General features: G+C 64.0%; 14 protein-coding genes. 5 read left to right on the top strand and 9 right to left on the bottom strand.

Annotation, left to right across the window (positions count from 1 at the left end; translation table 11 throughout):
* The first annotated feature begins 16 nt into the window (after positions 1-16).
* Together dbpA and F474_RS11145 are read left to right on the top strand one after the other, a co-directional pair.
* Positions 17-1,354: an ATP-dependent RNA helicase DbpA gene (gene dbpA / locus F474_RS11150; protein WP_256577717.1), complete on the top strand. Its 1,338-nt coding sequence runs from the start codon at positions 17-19 to the stop codon at positions 1,352-1,354.
* Positions 1,351-2,532 (top strand): NAD(P)/FAD-dependent oxidoreductase, encoded by a 1,182-nt coding sequence (locus tag F474_RS11145; RefSeq protein ID WP_097084461.1) that lies wholly within the window; start codon positions 1,351-1,353, stop codon positions 2,530-2,532. Before dbpA ends, F474_RS11145 begins: the two co-directional genes overlap by 4 nt.
* Positions 2,533-2,636: 104 nt before the next feature.
* Here F474_RS11145 and F474_RS11140 read toward each other — a convergent pair whose 3' ends face one another.
* On the bottom strand, positions 2,637-3,608 hold the full coding sequence (locus tag F474_RS11140) for a thymidylate synthase (RefSeq protein WP_097084460.1): 972 nt from the start codon (positions 3,606-3,608) through the stop codon (positions 2,637-2,639).
* A 46-nt stretch (positions 3,609-3,654) separates the two neighbouring features.
* Entirely contained in the window at positions 3,655-4,464 is an 810-nt protein-coding gene (gene lgt, locus F474_RS11135) for a prolipoprotein diacylglyceryl transferase (RefSeq protein WP_097084459.1), read from the bottom strand.
* Between the two features lie 147 nt (positions 4,465-4,611).
* Here lgt and F474_RS11130 point away from each other — a divergent pair, with 147 nt between their 5' ends.
* A complete protein-coding gene (locus F474_RS11130; protein ID WP_097084458.1) occupies positions 4,612-5,376 on the top strand; it encodes an NRDE family protein in 765 nt (254 codons plus the stop codon).
* On the opposite strand, the gene ptsP is transcribed toward F474_RS11130, so the two are convergent.
* From ptsP to ilvA, 4 genes are all read right to left on the bottom strand, one after another.
* Positions 5,348-7,627, bottom strand: coding sequence for a phosphoenolpyruvate--protein phosphotransferase (gene ptsP / locus F474_RS11125; protein ID WP_097084457.1), 2,280 nt, complete (start codon positions 7,625-7,627; stop codon positions 5,348-5,350). The two genes, F474_RS11130 and ptsP, sit on opposite strands and share 29 nt — an antisense overlap.
* Before the next feature lie 23 nt (positions 7,628-7,650).
* A complete protein-coding gene (locus tag F474_RS11120) occupies positions 7,651-8,130 on the bottom strand; it encodes an RNA pyrophosphohydrolase (RefSeq protein ID WP_097084456.1) in 480 nt (159 codons plus the stop codon).
* Positions 8,131-8,247: 117 nt separating this feature from the next.
* The gene (locus F474_RS11115) at positions 8,248-8,691 is read right to left on the bottom strand and encodes a DUF2269 family protein (protein ID WP_097084455.1); all 444 of its coding nucleotides are present in this window, start codon (positions 8,689-8,691) and stop codon (positions 8,248-8,250) included.
* 15 nt (positions 8,692-8,706) lie between these two features.
* A complete protein-coding gene (gene ilvA, locus F474_RS11110; RefSeq protein WP_097084454.1) occupies positions 8,707-10,221 on the bottom strand; it encodes a threonine ammonia-lyase, biosynthetic in 1,515 nt (504 codons plus the stop codon).
* 118 nt (positions 10,222-10,339) lie between these two features.
* Here ilvA and rpiA point away from each other — a divergent pair, with 118 nt between their 5' ends.
* Positions 10,340-11,014, top strand: coding sequence for a ribose-5-phosphate isomerase RpiA (gene rpiA / locus F474_RS11105; protein WP_097084453.1), 675 nt, complete (start codon positions 10,340-10,342; stop codon positions 11,012-11,014).
* On the opposite strand, the gene F474_RS11100 is transcribed toward rpiA, so the two are convergent.
* The 3 genes from F474_RS11100 to F474_RS11090 all read right to left on the bottom strand — a co-directional run bounded on the left by F474_RS11100 (position 10,992) and on the right by F474_RS11090 (position 13,638).
* Complete coding sequence (locus F474_RS11100; protein WP_097084452.1) at positions 10,992-11,900, bottom strand: SdiA-regulated domain-containing protein; 909 nt, start codon at positions 11,898-11,900, stop codon at positions 10,992-10,994. The genes rpiA and F474_RS11100 overlap by 23 nt on opposite strands.
* 78 nt (positions 11,901-11,978) lie before the next feature.
* On the bottom strand, positions 11,979-12,872 hold the full coding sequence (locus tag F474_RS11095) for an SdiA-regulated domain-containing protein (protein WP_256577705.1): 894 nt from the start codon (positions 12,870-12,872) through the stop codon (positions 11,979-11,981).
* Between the two features lie 97 nt (positions 12,873-12,969).
* Positions 12,970-13,638 carry a fumarylacetoacetate hydrolase family protein gene (locus F474_RS11090; protein ID WP_097084450.1) on the bottom strand — a complete coding sequence of 223 codons (669 nt, stop codon included), beginning with the start codon at positions 13,636-13,638 and terminating at the stop codon, positions 12,970-12,972.
* 202 nt (positions 13,639-13,840) lie between these two features.
* Here F474_RS11090 and serA point away from each other — a divergent pair, with 202 nt between their 5' ends.
* Positions 13,841-15,070 carry a phosphoglycerate dehydrogenase gene (gene serA, locus F474_RS11085; protein ID WP_097084449.1) on the top strand — a complete coding sequence of 410 codons (1,230 nt, stop codon included), beginning with the start codon at positions 13,841-13,843 and terminating at the stop codon, positions 15,068-15,070.
* The last annotated feature ends 10 nt before the right edge of the window (positions 15,071-15,080 follow it).

Raw genomic sequence — 15,080 nt, 5'->3', positions numbered from 1 at the left:
TCCCCTGCCCGCCGCGATGCTGGCCAACCTCGACAGCCTCGGCTATCGGGAGATGACGCCGATCCAGGCCCAGGCATTGCCTGTGATCCTGGCCGGCCGCGACCTGATTGCCCAGGCCAAGACCGGCAGCGGCAAAACCGCCGCCTTCGGCATCGGCCTGCTGCAAGGCCTGAACCCGCGCTTCTTCGGCTGCCAGGCGCTGGTGCTGTGCCCCACGCGCGAGCTGGCCGACCAGGTGGCCAAGGAGCTGCGCCGCCTGGCGCGGGCCGAGGACAACATCAAGATTCTGACCCTCTGCGGTGGTGTGCCGCTGGGCCCACAGATCGCTTCGCTGGAGCACGGCGCCCACGTGATCGTCGGTACGCCCGGCCGGGTGCAGCAGCATCTGGACAAACAGACGCTGAGCCTTTCGGGCCTGAACAAGCTGGTGCTCGACGAAGCCGACCGCATGCTCGACATGGGTTTTTTCGACGCTATCGCCGCGGTCATCGAACACACCCCGGCGCGCCGGCAGACGCTGCTGTTCTCGGCGACCTACCCCAAGGGCATCGACCAGCTGGCCGGGCAGTTCCTGCGTGACCCGCAGCAGGTCAAGGTCGAGGCGCTGCACAGTGATACGCAGATTCAACAGGTATTCTGCGAGATCGCCCCTGACCAGCGCATCAACGCCGTGGCGCGCCTGCTCGGGCACTTCCGCCCCACCACCTGCGTAGCCTTCTGCTTTACCCGGCAGCAGTGCCAGGAGGTGGTCGAGCAACTGGTCGCCAAGGGCATCAGCGCCGAGGCGCTGCATGGCGAGATGGAACAGCGTGACCGCGACCAGGTGCTGGCGCTGTTTGCCAACCGCTCGCTCACCGTGCTCGTAGCGACCGACGTGGCCGCCCGCGGGCTCGACATCGACGGGCTGGACCTTGTGATCAACGTCGAGATGGCGCGCGACGCCGAGATCCACGTGCACCGCGTGGGCCGCACTGGCCGTGCGGGCGAACAAGGTGTGGCGGTAAGCCTCGTGGCGCCGGCCGAGGCCCATCGTGCCCAGGCCGTAGAGGCGTTGCAGAAGGCGCCGCTCAACTGGCAAGAGCTGGACAGCTTCAAAAACAAAGGCGAGGGCCCTCTGGTGCCGCCGATGGCCACGCTGTGCATCGCCGCCGGGCGCAAAGACAAACTGCGCCCTGGCGACATCCTCGGCGCCTTGACCGGCGATGCCGGTGTGCCGGGCACCAGCGTCGGCAAGATCGCCATCTTCGATTTCCAGGCCTATGTAGCGGTTGAGCGCAGCATCGCCAAGCAGGCCATGGCGCACCTGAACAACGGCAAGATCAAAGGCCGCGCCCTGAAGGTGCGCCTGTTGTGATACAAGCCGATGTAGTGGTGATCGGCGCTGGCGCGGCCGGCCTGATGTGTGCGGCGCAGGCCGGTTACCGGGGGCGCAAGGTGTTGCTGCTGGACCACGCCAACAAGCCCGGCAAGAAGATTCTGATGTCCGGTGGCGGGCGCTGCAACTTCACCAACCTGCACACAGAGCCCGCCAACTTCCTTTCGCAGAACCCGCACTTCTGCAAGTCGGCGCTGGCGCGCTACACCCAGTGGGACTTCATCGAGCTGGTGCAACGCCATGGCGTGGAGTACCACGAGAAAAAGCTCGGCCAGCTGTTCTGCGACCACAAGGCCAACGACATCCTCCAGGTGCTGCTCACCGAATGCGAGTGGGCCGGCGTGGAGCTGCACATGAGCACCTCCATCGAGCGCATCGCTGCGGTTGAAAGCGGCGGTTATCGATTGCGCACGACCCTCGGTGAAGTCAGCTGCCAATCGTTGGTGGTGGCCACCGGTGGGCTGTCCATTCCCACCCTTGGCGCCAGTGGGTTCGGCTACGACATCGCCCGCCAGTTCGGCCATACGCTGCTGCACACCCGTGCAGGGCTTGTGCCCTTTACCATCACCGACCAGCTCAAGGCCTTGTGCACCGAGCTTTCCGGGACCTCGGTAGACTGCATCGCCCGCTGCAACGGCCAGGCCTTCCGGGAGAACCTGCTGTTCACTCACCGCGGCCTGAGTGGCCCGGCCATGCTGCAGATTTCCTCGTTCTGGCAGGCCGGCGATACGCTTGAAATCGACCTGCTGCCTGGCCTGGACGCGCTGCAATGGCTGCGTGAACAACAGGCCGGGCGGCCGAACATCGAACTGCGCACCCTGCTGGGCGAAGTGTTCACCCGCAAGATGGCGCAGTTGCTCACCGAGAGCTGGTTCGAGTCCAAACCGCTTAAGCAATACACCCACGCCGAACTCGAAGGCGTGGCCGGGCGGTTGAGCTGTTGGCAGGTGGTGCCGGCAGGTACCGAGGGTTACCGCACTGCCGAAGTGACGCTGGGGGGCGTGGATACGCGAGAGGTGTCATCCAAGACGCTGGAGTCCCTGAAAAGCCCAGGGTTGTACTTCGTCGGCGAAGTGCTGGATGTCACCGGCCACTTGGGCGGGTTCAACTTCCAGTGGGCCTGGGCGTCAGGCCATGCGGCGGGGTTGGTAGTGTAACCTGGCCGGCGAGGCAGCCCGCTGGCTGCCTACGCCGTTGGCCTACACCAGGCATCGCCCCAGCTATTCCAGTAACGGGCAGCCCGCAAGCTCAACCAGACCGATCAAACCGCCATCGGCGCCGTCAACGGTGCATGATGTTCATAGCCTTCCAGCGTGAAGTCCGAAGGCTCCACGTTCTCCAGCCACTGTGGCGCATAAACCCCTGTATCGGCGAACGCCGGCACCCGGTCAGAGATCACCAGCTTCGGCGCCGGCAGCGGCTCGCGGCGCATCTGCTCGTTGAGCATGTCGAGGTGGTTTTCGTAGATATGCGCGTCACCGATGAAATAGGTGAACCAGCGCGGCGTGTAGCCGGTGAGGCGGCCGAACAGGCTCAGCAGCGCGGCCCCTTCGGTGATGTTGAAAGGTGTGCCCAGGCCCAGGTCGTTGGAGCGGATGTAGAGCGTGAGCGAGATCTCGCGCGTTTGCGGATTGGGGTGGAACTGGTAAAGCAGATGGCAGGGTGGCAGGGCCATCTCGTCGAGCTGGGCGCAGTTCCAGCCGTGAAACAGGATGCGGCGGCTGCCGGGGTCTTTATGGATGGTGTCTAGGCACTGGCGCACTTGGTCGATGGCCTTGTACATCACCGCGAAGGGCTCGCCGCCCTCCTCGCCTTCGGCCAGTTGCACGTAGCCCTGAGCGGCACAATGGGCAATGGCGGCGGTATTGCGCAGGGGCACGCGCTTGTAGGCCGGCCAGCTGCGCCATTGCACGCCGTAGATCTCGCCCAGGTCATCGGTGCCCTGCCGGAACGGGTTGTTCAGCCACTGGCTGTTTTCGTTGGCGTTCTGGTCCCAGACCTTGCAGCCCAGCGCACGGAATTCGGCGGCGTTGTTCACCCCGCGCAGGAAGCCGCACATCTCGCCCACCGCCGACTTGAACGCCAGCTTGCGCGTGGTGACCGCCGGGAAGCCTTCGGCGAGGTCGAAGCGCAGCATGGCACCAGGAAAGCTGATGGTGTCGATGCCGGTGCGGTTGCTCTGGCGGCTACCGTGCTGGATGACATGGGCGACGAGGTCGAGGTATTGCTTCATGGTTCTTCCGGAAATATGGGCGGGGCTGTGCGCCCCGCCGGGTGAATCAATGCGCCTGGGCAGTTTGCCCTTGGCGGCGGTAGGCCAGCCAGATCAGCACCAGGCCGCCGATGATCATCGGCAGGCACAGCACCTGGCCCATGGTGACCCAACCGAACGCGAGGTAACCCAGTTGGGCGTCGGGCATGCGCACGAACTCCACAGCAAAGCGGAACAGCCCGTAGAACAGCGCGAACATGCCGGAAACGGCCATGGTCGGGCGTGGCTTGCGCGAAAAGACCCACAGGATAGCGAATAGCGCCACGCCTTCGAGCGCGAACTGGTAAAGCTGCGACGGATGGCGTGGCAACTGCGCCGGGTCGCTGAACGGCGGAAACACCATCGCCCAGGGCAGGTCGGTGGGCTTGCCCCACAGCTCGGCGTTGATGAAGTTACCCAGCCGCCCGGCGCCCAGGCCGATCGGCACGAAGGGGGCGATGAAGTCCATCAGCTCGAAGAACGACTTGTTGTTGCGCTTGCCGAACCACCACGCTGCCAGCATCACGCCGATGAAGCCTCCGTGGAACGACATGCCGCCCTTCCATACCTCGAAGATCAACGTGGGCTGGGCGATGTAGGCCGGCAGGTCGTAGAACAGCACATAGCCCAGCCGGCCGCCGACGATCACACCCATGGCGCACCAGAACACCAGGTCGGAGAGTTTTTCGCGCGTCCAGGTGGGGTCGAAGCGCGACAGGCGGCGCGAAGCCAGCAGCCAGGCGCTGCCGATGCCGATCAGGTACATCAGGCCGTACCAGTGGATCTTCAGGGGCCCGATCGCGACAGCGACCGGGTCTATCTGCGGGTAAGGCAGCATGTGGAATCCTCGAACAGGGCGTAAAGCCTTTGGAGCATCTGATAACAGCAAATGCCAGCATCTGCTAATACGGGGCGGCGCACATGTTACAGCAACCCTGACGCTCGCGTAGAGTGAAAGCCTGTAGCTCAATTTGATGGAAACGACATGTGCCTCATCGTATTCGCCTGGCGCCCCGGCCATGCCTTGCCGCTGCTGGTAGCGGCCAACCGCGACGAATTTCATCGACGCCCCAGCGCGCAGGCAGCGCAATGGGATGACGCCCCGACCGTATACGCCGGGCGCGACCTTGAGGCCGGCGGCACCTGGCTGGGCCTGAGCACCGATGGCCGCTTTGCCGCCGTGACCAATGTGCGCGACCCCGCCCAGCCCCTGGGGCAGCGCTCACGCGGTGAGTTGCCACGGGACTGGCTGGCCGGCACCGACACCCTGGACCGCTACGCCGCGCGAGTGCTCACCCGTGCCGGGCAGTACAGCGGTTTCAACCTGTTGCTCAGCGATGGCAGGCGCTTGTGCTGGATCAGCCAGGACCGCCTGAGCTGGCTCAACGAAGGGGTCTACGGGCTGTCCAACGCGCAGCTCGATACCCCGTGGCCGAAACTCATTCGCGCGCAGCAAGCGCTGGAAGCCGAGCTGGAAAACCCCGAGCCTGAGGCGTTGTTCAGGTTACTGAGCGACACCACGCAACCGGCCGACGAGGAGCTGCCAGACACCGGCGTAGGGCTCGATACTGAGCGCCGGCTAGCGAGCGCCTTCATTCAGGGCGAGCACTATGGCACACGGGCCAGCACGCTGGTGTACGCCTGGGAAAACGGCGAGCACCGCCTGCTCGAACGCAGCTTCGGGCCGCACGGCCAGCCTCAGGGCGAGGCCGACCTGCGCTTTACAGTGTCTTGGGCGCCTGTGGATTGATCATCCGGCCAAGGCCCTGATTCTTCAGGGCCAGCTGCAGCGAGCTGTGGATAACTTGCGGGTTGTCGATCTTCATCAACTGCCCCAGCAACTCACGGGACTTGGCGTGGCTGACCTGGCGTAGCATCCACTTCACCTTCGGCAGGTTAGTGGCGTTCATCGACAGGCTATCAAAGCCCATGGCCATCAGCAGCACGGCCGCCGCAGGGTCGCCGGCCATTTCGCCGCAGATGCTCACCGGCTTGCCTTCGGCATGGGCTTCGTTGACCACGTGCTGCAAGGCCTGCAGCACCGCTGGGTGCAGGTAGTCGTAGAGGTCGGCCACACGCGGGTTGTTGCGGTCTACGGCCAGCAGGTACTGGGTCAGGTCGTTGGAGCCTACAGAGAGGAAATCCACCTGGCGCGCCAGCTCACGGGTGAGGTACACCGCTGCCGGGATCTCGACCATCACGCCCACCGGCGGCATCGGCACGTCGGTGCCCTCGTCGCGCACCTCGCCCCAGGCGCGGTGGATCAGGTGCATGGCCTCCTCCACCTCATGGGTGCCGGAGATCATCGGCAGCAGGATCCGCAGGTTGTTGAGGCCTTCGCTGGCCTTGAGCATGGCGCGCGCCTGCACCAGGAAAATCTCCGGGTGATCCAGCGTCACGCGGATGCCGCGCCAGCCCAGGAACGGGTTGTCTTCGGTGATCGGGAAGTAGCTCAGCGATTTGTCGCCGCCGATGTCGAGGCTGCGCATCGTCACCGGCAGCGGGTGGAAGGCCAGCAATTGCTCGCGGTAGATCGCCAGCTGCTCTTTTTCGCTGGGAAAGCGCTGGTTGATCATGAACGGCACTTCGGTGCGGTACAGGCCAACGCCTTCGGCGCCACGCTGCTGCGCCCGGGCTACGTCCGCGAGCAGGCCGGTGTTGACCCAAAGCGGGATGCGATGGCCGTCGGTGGTGACGCAGGGCAACTCACGCAGCGCATCCAGCCCCTTGGCCAGCTCACGCTCGTCTGCCACCACGGTGGCGTACTGCTTGGTGAGGATCTCGCTGGGGTTGGTGAACACCTCACCGTTGTAGCCGTCGACGATCAGCTCGATGCCGTCGACCTTGGAGTAGGGGAAATCCACCAGGCCCATGACCGTCGGGATGCCCATGGCCCGCGCCAGGATGGCCACGTGCGAGTTGCCCGAGCCCATAACCGACACCAGCCCCGCCAGTTTGCCCTCGGGCACTTCACCAAGCATGGCCGGGGTCAGCTCCTCGCTGACCAGAATGGTGTTGTCCGAATACACCAGCGCCTGCTGGTGCGCCTGCTGCAGATAGGCCAGCAGGCGGCGGCCGAGGTCTTTGACGTCCGAGGCCCGCTCACGCAGGTAGGCGTCGTCCATCAGCTCGAACCGGTTGACGTGCTCGGTGACCACCTGGCGCAGGGCGCCCTGGGCCCATTGGCCGGTCTTGATGATCTGCGTCACTTCGCTGCCGAGCGAGGCATCGTCGAGCATCATCAGGTAGACATCGAACAACGCCCGCTCTTCGGGGCGCAACTGGGTAGCGAGCTTGGCCGAGAGCGTGCGCATGTCGTTGCGCACCCCTTCAAGGGCGTTCTGGAACAGCGCGAGCTCTGCGTCGATATCGGTGACAGGTTTATCCGGGACAACGTCCAGGTCTGCCGGCGGCAGCACTACCAGCGCCTTGCCGACGGCAGCGCCTGGCGAACCAGGCACACCGACGAACTTGGCTTCCTGAGTACGCTTGCCACCCCGGTCGAGCCCGCGGATGGACCCGGTCGCCTCGGCGTGGGCAATGACGCCCGCCAGCTGGGCGCTCATGGTCACCAGGAAAGCTTCTTCGCCCTCGTCGAACTGCCGGCGCTCTTTTTGCTGCACCACCACCACGCCCACCACTCGGCGATGGTGAATGATGGGCGCGCCAAGGAACGAGGCGAAGCGTTCCTCGCCGGTTTCGGCGAAATAGCGGTAGCGGGGGTGGGCTGCGGCGTCTTCGAGGTTCAGCGGCTCCTCGCGGGTGCCAACCAGGCCGACCAGGCCTTCGTTGGGCGCCATGCTGACCTGGCCGATCGAGCTTTTGTTCAAGCCCTCGGTGGCCATCAGCACGAAGCGATTGGCCTCGGGGTCGAGCAGGTACACCGAACACACTTGCGAGCCCATGGCCTCTTGCACGCGCAAGACGATGATGCCCAACGCCGCCTTGAGATCCTTGGCGGCGTTCACTTCCTGGACGATCTTGCGCAGCGTATTGAGCATGGCTGAGGTTTGGACTCCGTCGTCTAGTCGCGTGCCAACAGGCGCGGCGCAAGCTCTTTGAGGGCCCGGCGGTAGACCTCACGCTTGAAGGTCACAACCTGGCCCAGTGGGTACCAGTAACTGACCCAGCGCCAGCCGTCGAACTCTGGCTTGCCGGTCAGGTCCATCCTGACGCGCTGCTCGTTGGATACCAGGCGCAGCAAAAACCACTTCTGCTTCTGGCCGATGCACAGCGGCTGGCTGTGGGTACGCACCAACCGCTGGGGCAGGCGGTAACGCAACCAGCCTCGGGTGCAGGCCAGGATCTGAACATCCTGACGCTCCAGGCCCACTTCCTCGTTCAGCTCGCGGTACAACGCCTGTTCGGGTGTTTCGTTCGGGTTGATGCCGCCCTGCGGGAACTGCCAGGCATCCTGATTGATGCGTCGAGCCCATAGCACCTGGCCAGCATCGTTGGTCAGGATGATGCCCACATTGGGGCGGAAACCATCGGGGTCGATCACAGCAACAACCTCGCAAACGCATGTTGGGGCATTGTTCCACAAAGCCCGCCAGCCCAGCAACGAGGTGCCTACCTTAAGTGAGGGGTTTCTGAAAAGCCCTGCTGTGTTTCCACCTGTTCACACCGGCTTGGCAGTCATCAACACCAGCAACGCGATCAGCACCAGCAGCGCCAGTGCCGCCAAGCCCATGACCCAACGCTGTTGCCCGGCCGTGGGCTCCCCGCCCGCAGGCATCGCACGCAGCCGCCGCACGCGCGCCAGCAGCCAGACCCACGCCAGGGCGCCAACGATGTAAAGGCAAGCGCCACCCAACAGCCAGGTTTGCCCCAACGGCCAGCCAACGGTATGCACCATCCACCAGCCGCTGACGGGGAAGCTCAGCATGCACAGCGCCATCACCGCCCAGGCCGCATACCATGGGCGGTCAAGGGAACTGGCGAACAAACGCCGGTCGCCGGCACGCCAGGCGCTGATGGCACGCCAAACCACCACGCCGATGCTGGCGAGCAGCAGCACAGTGGCGGCGATGTGCAGCGCCTTGAGGGTGATCAAAGTGTTCATGGTGCCTCGCGGGTTTCAGCCCAGAAACAGCCGATAGGCTGGGTTGTCGGTTTCATCCCAGAAGGGATAGCCGATCTCGGCCAGCGCCGCCAGCGCCTGCTCGCGCTCGTGCAGCGGCACTTGCAGGCCGGCGACCACCCGGCCGTCGGCCGCACCGTGATTGCGGTAGTGGAACATGGAAATGTTCCAGCGCCCGCCCAGGCGGTTGAGAAAGTTGAACAGCGCGCCCGGCCGCTCGGGGAACTCGAAGCGCAGCACCATTTCATCATCCACGGCTTCGGCGTGGCCGCCGACCATGTGGCGGATGTGAAGCTTGGCCAGCTCGTTATCGGTGAGGTCCTGCACCGGGAAGCCGTGCTCGCGCAGGCTGGCCACCAGCGCGCTGCGCGGGTCGGTGTCGGGGTGGGTCTGCACACCGACGAAGATGTGCGCCTCGGTACCGGTATGGTAACGGTAGTTGAATTCGGTGATCTGCCGCTTGCCCACTGCCTCACAGAAGGCCTTGAAGCTGCCGGGCCGCTCCGGGATGGTCACGGCGATGATCGCCTCACGCCCCTCGCCCAGCTCGGCCCGCTCGGCCACATGGCGCAGGCGGTCGAAGTTGACGTTCGCACCCGAATCGATGGCGATCAGCGTTTGCCCGCTGGCGCCACGGGCTTCGACGTACTTCTTGATGCCCGCCACACCCAGCGCGCCGGCCGGCTCGGTGATCGAGCGGGTGTCGTCGTAGATGTCCTTGATCGCGGCGCAAATCTCGTCGGTGCTGACAGTGATCACCTCATCGACATGCTCGCGGCAGATCTCGAAGGTGTGCTGGCCGATCTGGGCCACCGCCACGCCGTCGGCGAACAACCCCACCTGCGGCAGCACCACACGCTCGCCGGCCGCCAGCGCGGCCTGCAAGCAGTTGGAGTCGTCTGGCTCGACGCCGATTACCTTCACCTCCGGGCGCAGGTACTTGACGTAGGCCGCTATGCCCGCGATCAGGCCACCCCCGCCTACCGGTACGAAAATAGCGTCGAGGTCGCCCTGGTGCTGGCGCAGGATCTCCATGGCCACGGTGCCCTGGCCTGCGATGGTGTCGGGGTCATCGTAGGGGTGCACATACACGTAGCCCTTTTCGCCCACCAACTTGAGCGAATAGGCCAGCGCTTCGGGGAAGGAGTCGCCATGCAGCACCACCTTGCCCCCGCGCGAACGCACGCCTTCGACCTTGATCTCCGGCGTGGTCTTGGGCATCACGATGGTCGCCTTCACGCCCATTTCCCGGGCTGCCAAGGCCAGGCCCTGGGCGTGGTTACCGGCCGAGGCCGTGACCACTCCGCGGGCGCGCTCAGCCTCGCTGAGCTGCGCCAGCTTGTTGTAGGCACCGCGAACCTTGAAGGAGAACACCGGCTGAAGGTCTTCGCGCTTGAGCAATACCCGGTTGCCCAGCCGCTTGGACAACTGCCCGGCCGGCTGCAGAGGGGTTTCGACGGCAACGTCGTAAACGCGCGAGGTGAGGATTTTCTTTACGTACTGTTCGAGCATCGGAAAACGTCACGGCTGGGCGAAGGCAGGGAGGGCGAGTCTACCAGCCAGGGGCCGAGCTTGCAGCGCTGGCGGCTGTTATAATGCGCGCCCTTTCGCACCACACGACACCCGCATCATGACCCAAGACCAGCTCAAACAGGCCGTGGCCCAGGCCGCCGTGGACTTCATCCTGCCCAAGCTCACCGACAAGAGCGTCGTCGGCGTAGGCACAGGCTCCACCGCGAACTGCTTCATCGATGCCCTGGCCCAGCACAAAGGCGCTTTCGACGGCGCCGTGGCCAGCTCCGAGGCCACCGCCGCACGCCTGAAAGGGCACGGCATTCCTGTGTACGAGCTCAATGCGGTGGGCGATCTTGAGTTTTACGTCGATGGCGCCGATGAAAGCGACGAGCGGCTCAACCTGATCAAGGGCGGTGGCGCAGCCCTGACCCGCGAGAAGATCGTCGCTGCCGTGGCGAGCACGTTCATCTGCATCGCCGACGCCAGCAAGCTGGTGCCGGTACTGGGCGCCTTCCCGCTACCGGTAGAGGTGATTCCAATGGCCCGAAGCCACGTAGCGCGCCAGCTGGTAAAACTGGGCGGCGACCCGGTGTACCGGGAAGGCGTGGTGACCGACAACGGCAATATCATCCTCGATGTGCACAACATGAGCATCACCGACCCGGTGGCGCTGGAGCGGGACATCAATGCCATTGTCGGCGTAGTCACCAATGGCCTGTTCGCCGCACGCCCTGCCGATCTGCTGCTGCTCGGCACCGCCGAAGGCGTCAAGGCGCTGAAGGCTTCCTGAATACGTAGAACAGGTTCGGCTCGCTGACCAGGTAAAGGGTGCCCTGCTCGTCCAAGGCCATCCCCTCCGCCTGGGGAACCGCGCGGGCCAGGCCTGAAGCACCGCCGTGCAGAGCCAGCGTGCCCACCACCTCGCCCGCGGTGTTTATCTCCAGCACCAGCCTCGACTCATCCGACAGCGCCAACAGATGGCCGGTGGCCTCGTCGAACTGCAAACTCGACAAGTCGCGCACGAACAGCCGGGCATCCCGCTTGGGCGCTTCCTGAATGTTCACGCTGCCAGCCAGGCCCGGCTCGGCGAACCCTTCCACTTCGAAAATCCGCATCGGGTCGCGTTCCTTGGCCACGTACAGTCGCTGGCCCTGCCGGTCGTAGGCCAACCCCTCGAACCCCTTGTTGCCATTGCGGCCCAACCCCAGGCTCAAGCGCGGGGCGTTGCTGGCATCGATGACTGCGGTGCCCTCTGTAACGTCGATCCGCACCAGTTGCTGTTCGCGCTCATCGGTCACTACGAAAGTATCGCCAGCGATGTATTCGATGGCTTCCGGGTCGGCAATGCCTTCGACCCGAATGCGCCGCAGCACCTCGCCCTGCAGTGAGAGCTCGATCACTTCCGGCAGCTTGTTGGTGATGGTGAACAGCGTCTTGCGTTCGGTGTGATAGGTCAGCGCCGACACATCCGACGGTACACCTACCAGTGGCTTACCCTCGATCACCGAGCGGTATTGCGCCAAGCCCAGCGAGTGCTCGGCCGGCGCCCACCAATGCACCAGGTTGAACCAGCCACGTTCGAACCAGCGCAGATACTGGCCGGTAGCGGCCAGCGCAATCAGCAGAAGCAGCAGCAGGGGTGCAAGCCAACGGAAAGATACAGCCAGGCGCGCCATTAGAAGGCCTCAGTCGGAAAAGGCCGGAATTTGAGCACAACTCGTTGAATTTGCCCTTAACGGGAGGGCAGTTTCAGATCAATGCTTGAAGCGGTAGAACAGGTTGGGCTCGCTGATGACGTACAAGGTGCCCTGCTCGTCGGTGGCCACCCCTTCAGCACGCGGGATGGTTTGGCCCAGGCCGTTGAAATGCCCTAGCAGCGTCATGTAACTGACCGGTTTGCCGGCCGAATCGGTTTCCAGAATCAGGTGCGAATCAGCCGAGACCAGTAGCAGGTGCCCGGTGCGGCGGTCGACGTCCATCCCTGAAAGGTTCCGAAGGTCGAGGGGGCCGCCGGCCAGCGTCATCGGCTGCCCCAGCAACGTAGTGCCATTGCTGCGCCAGCTCTCAAGGAAAGCCGGCCGCTCCTGACCGAACAGCACGCGTTGGCCCTGGGCATCCCAGGCCACCGCCTCGGTGCCTTTGTTCTTTTCACGTGCCTTGCCCAGCGGGAATTGTGGAAAGTCCTTGATGTTCAGGGACGTGACGCCCGGCGGCGCGGTGACGATGGTCAGCAGCTGGCTGCGCTCGTCGGTAATAGCGATATGGCCATCTTCGAGTACCGCCACACCTTCAGGGTTCGCCCAACCCACCAGTTCGATCTTGCGCAGCACCTCCCCCTCCAGGCTCAACTGCACCAGGAACGGGTGCTTGCCCATTACGCTATAGAGGGTTTTGCTCGAAGGGTCGTAGGAGAGGTCCGAAGCTTCGTCGGTTTCCAGGCCTGGCATAGGCTTGGCATCGATGTCGGCCCTGTAGGCGGGCAGCCAAACAGCGTTGGCTCGCTCCTTGGCGGGTGTAGCCCATTCGGCCAACGACCAGCGCAGCCGGTCGTCCCAGTGAAGCACCACCGCCACTGCGTAGCTTGCCAGTAGCACCAGCAGCAGCCCGAGCAACCAGCGATTGCGCTTAGGCGTGAAGATTCTGGGCATTGTGCTGAAGCTCTGTTCGGGCATGGCGGGACCGGATAACGCTAGGCGAAGCGGCGCATTATCCGGGTGCAATGTGAAAAAACGGTCAAGCCACCCGTTATTCGAGCACGCGGGTTTCGACGCGCACCGAGCCTGGCAACTCCATCACCAGCTCATCGCCGGCCGCCAGCTCGCCAACGCCCGCCGGCGTACCCGTAAGGATCACGTCACCGGCCTGCAGGCTGAAGTGTGCCGCCATGTACTGGATCATCGGCACGATGGGGTTGAGCATCATCGCGCTGCTGCCGTCCTGGCGCAGTTCGCCATTGAGCGTCAGGCGAACCGGGATGGAGGTGAAGTCGGTGAACTCGCTCGCTGCCACGAACGGCGACAGCACACACGCACCGTCGAACGACTTGGCCAGTTCCCAGGGCAGCCCTTTTTCCTTGAGGCGGGACTGAACATCGCGCAAGGTGAGGTCCAAGGCTGGCGCGAAGCCGGAAATGGCGTCAAGCACCTCTTCTTCGCTCGGCGCAGTGGACAGCGGCTTGCCGAGAAGGACGGCGATTTCCGTTTCATAGTGAACCGAGCCACGGCCCTGCGGGATCTTGAACCCGCCGTCGGCCGGCACCACGCAACTGCCCGGCTTGATGAACAGCAGCGGCTCGCTGGGCACCGGGTTGTTCAACTCCTTGGCGTGTTCGGCGTAGTTGCGGCCGATGCACACCACCTTGCCAAGCGGGAAATGGATGCGCGTGCCATCGACGTATTGATGCTGGTAACTCATGAGCCACTCCACTCGTTGTAGGGATGCCGGCACAAGCCTTCCACGTGATTTGTTCATCGTCCAGATGAACAGCCTTCACGTCGCGTACTGGCCGATAAATGTCGCAGCTATGCTAGCATAGGCGCCCGCCACGCAGGCTGCAGCGCCTCTGGCCGGCCCTTCATAACGCTACTTTACTCTCCGGAGCGCAGGTTTAAAGCAGATGAGCAAGACTTCTCTCGACAAGAGCAAGATCAAGTTCCTTCTCCTCGAAGGAGTTCACCAAAACGCCGTCGATACGCTGAAGGCGGCCGGTTACTCCAACATCGAGTACCTCACTGGCTCCCTTCCCGAGGCCCAGCTCAAGGAAAAGATCGCCGATGCCCATTTCATCGGCATCCGCTCCCGCACCCAGCTTACTGCCGAGGTGTTCGACTGCGCCAAGAAGCTGATCGCCGTCGGCTGCTTCTGCATCGGCACCAACCAGGTTGACCTGAATGCGGCCCGCGAGCGTGGCATCGTGGTCTTCAACGCCCCCTATTCCAACACCCGTTCGGTCGCCGAGCTGGTGCTGGGCCAGGCCATCCTGTTGCTGCGCGGCATTCCGGAGAAGAACGCCTCCTGCCACCGTGGCGGCTGGATCAAGAGCGCCGCGAACTCCTTCGAGATCCGGGGCAAGAAGCTGGGCATCGTCGGTTACGGTTCGATCGGCACTCAACTGTCGGTGCTGGCTGAAAGCCTGGGCATGCAGGTGTATTTCTACGACCCGCTGACCAAGCTGCCGCTGGGCAACGCCAACCAGGTGCCCACCCTCAAGGAACTGCTGGGCCTGGCCGACATCGTCTCGCTGCACGTGCCTGAACTGCCCTCCACCCAGTGGATGATCGGTGAAGCCGAAATCGCCGCGATGAAAAAAGGCAGCATCCTGATCAACGCTGCACGCGGCACTGTGGTTCGCCTCGAGGCCCTGGCCGAAGCGATCAAGGCCAAGCACCTGATCGGCGCAGCCATCGACGTGTTCCCGGTCGAGCCTCGCTCCAACGACGAGACCTTCGAAAGCCCGCTGCGCGGCCTGGACAACGTCATCCTGACCCCGCACATCGGTGGCTCCACCGCCGAGGCTCAGGCCAATATCGGGCTGGAAGTGGCGGAGAAACTGGTCAAGTACAGCGACAACGGCACTTCGGTGTCGTCGGTCAACTTCCCCGAAGTCGCCCTGCCAGCGCACCCGGGCAAGCACCGCCTGCTGCACATTCACCAGAACATCCCGGGCGTGCTCAGCGAAATCAACAAGGTGTTCGCCGAGAACGGCATCAACATCTCCGGCCAGTTCCTGCAAACCAATGAAAGCGTCGGTTATGTCGTCATCGACGTTGACGCCGAGTACTCGGACCTGGCGCAGGAGAAGCTGCAGCACATCAAGGGCACCATCCGCAGCCGCGTACTGTTCTAAGCCTCACACC

Origin of the sequence: Pseudomonas sp. URIL14HWK12:I12 (assembly GCF_003097135.1) — a bacterium.
In the GTDB taxonomy this organism is placed as follows: Bacteria; Pseudomonadota; Gammaproteobacteria; order Pseudomonadales; family Pseudomonadaceae; genus Aquipseudomonas.
Note: the sequence above shows the minus strand (reverse complement) of the source record. Positions and strands in the feature narration are given on the sequence as shown.

Coding starts and splice junctions, on each gene's coding strand:
- ptsP (WP_097084457.1), bottom strand. CDS start 7,627: ATGCTCAATACGCTGCGCAAGATCGTCCAGGAAGTGAACGCCGCCAAG.
- rpiA (WP_097084453.1), top strand. CDS start 10,340: ATGACCCAAGACCAGCTCAAACAGGCCGTGGCCCAGGCCGCCGTGGAC.
- F474_RS11130 (WP_097084458.1), top strand. CDS start 4,612: ATGTGCCTCATCGTATTCGCCTGGCGCCCCGGCCATGCCTTGCCGCTG.
- lgt (WP_097084459.1), bottom strand. CDS start 4,464: ATGCTGCCTTACCCGCAGATAGACCCGGTCGCTGTCGCGATCGGGCCC.
- ilvA (WP_097084454.1), bottom strand. CDS start 10,221: ATGCTCGAACAGTACGTAAAGAAAATCCTCACCTCGCGCGTTTACGAC.
- serA (WP_097084449.1), top strand. CDS start 13,841: ATGAGCAAGACTTCTCTCGACAAGAGCAAGATCAAGTTCCTTCTCCTC.
- F474_RS11140 (WP_097084460.1), bottom strand. CDS start 3,608: ATGAAGCAATACCTCGACCTCGTCGCCCATGTCATCCAGCACGGTAGC.
- F474_RS11090 (WP_097084450.1), bottom strand. CDS start 13,638: ATGAGTTACCAGCATCAATACGTCGATGGCACGCGCATCCATTTCCCG.
- F474_RS11115 (WP_097084455.1), bottom strand. CDS start 8,691: ATGAACACTTTGATCACCCTCAAGGCGCTGCACATCGCCGCCACTGTG.
- F474_RS11095 (WP_256577705.1), bottom strand. CDS start 12,872: ATGCCCAGAATCTTCACGCCTAAGCGCAATCGCTGGTTGCTCGGGCTG.
- F474_RS11100 (WP_097084452.1), bottom strand. CDS start 11,900: ATGGCGCGCCTGGCTGTATCTTTCCGTTGGCTTGCACCCCTGCTGCTG.
- dbpA (WP_256577717.1), top strand. CDS start 17: ATGCTGGCCAACCTCGACAGCCTCGGCTATCGGGAGATGACGCCGATC.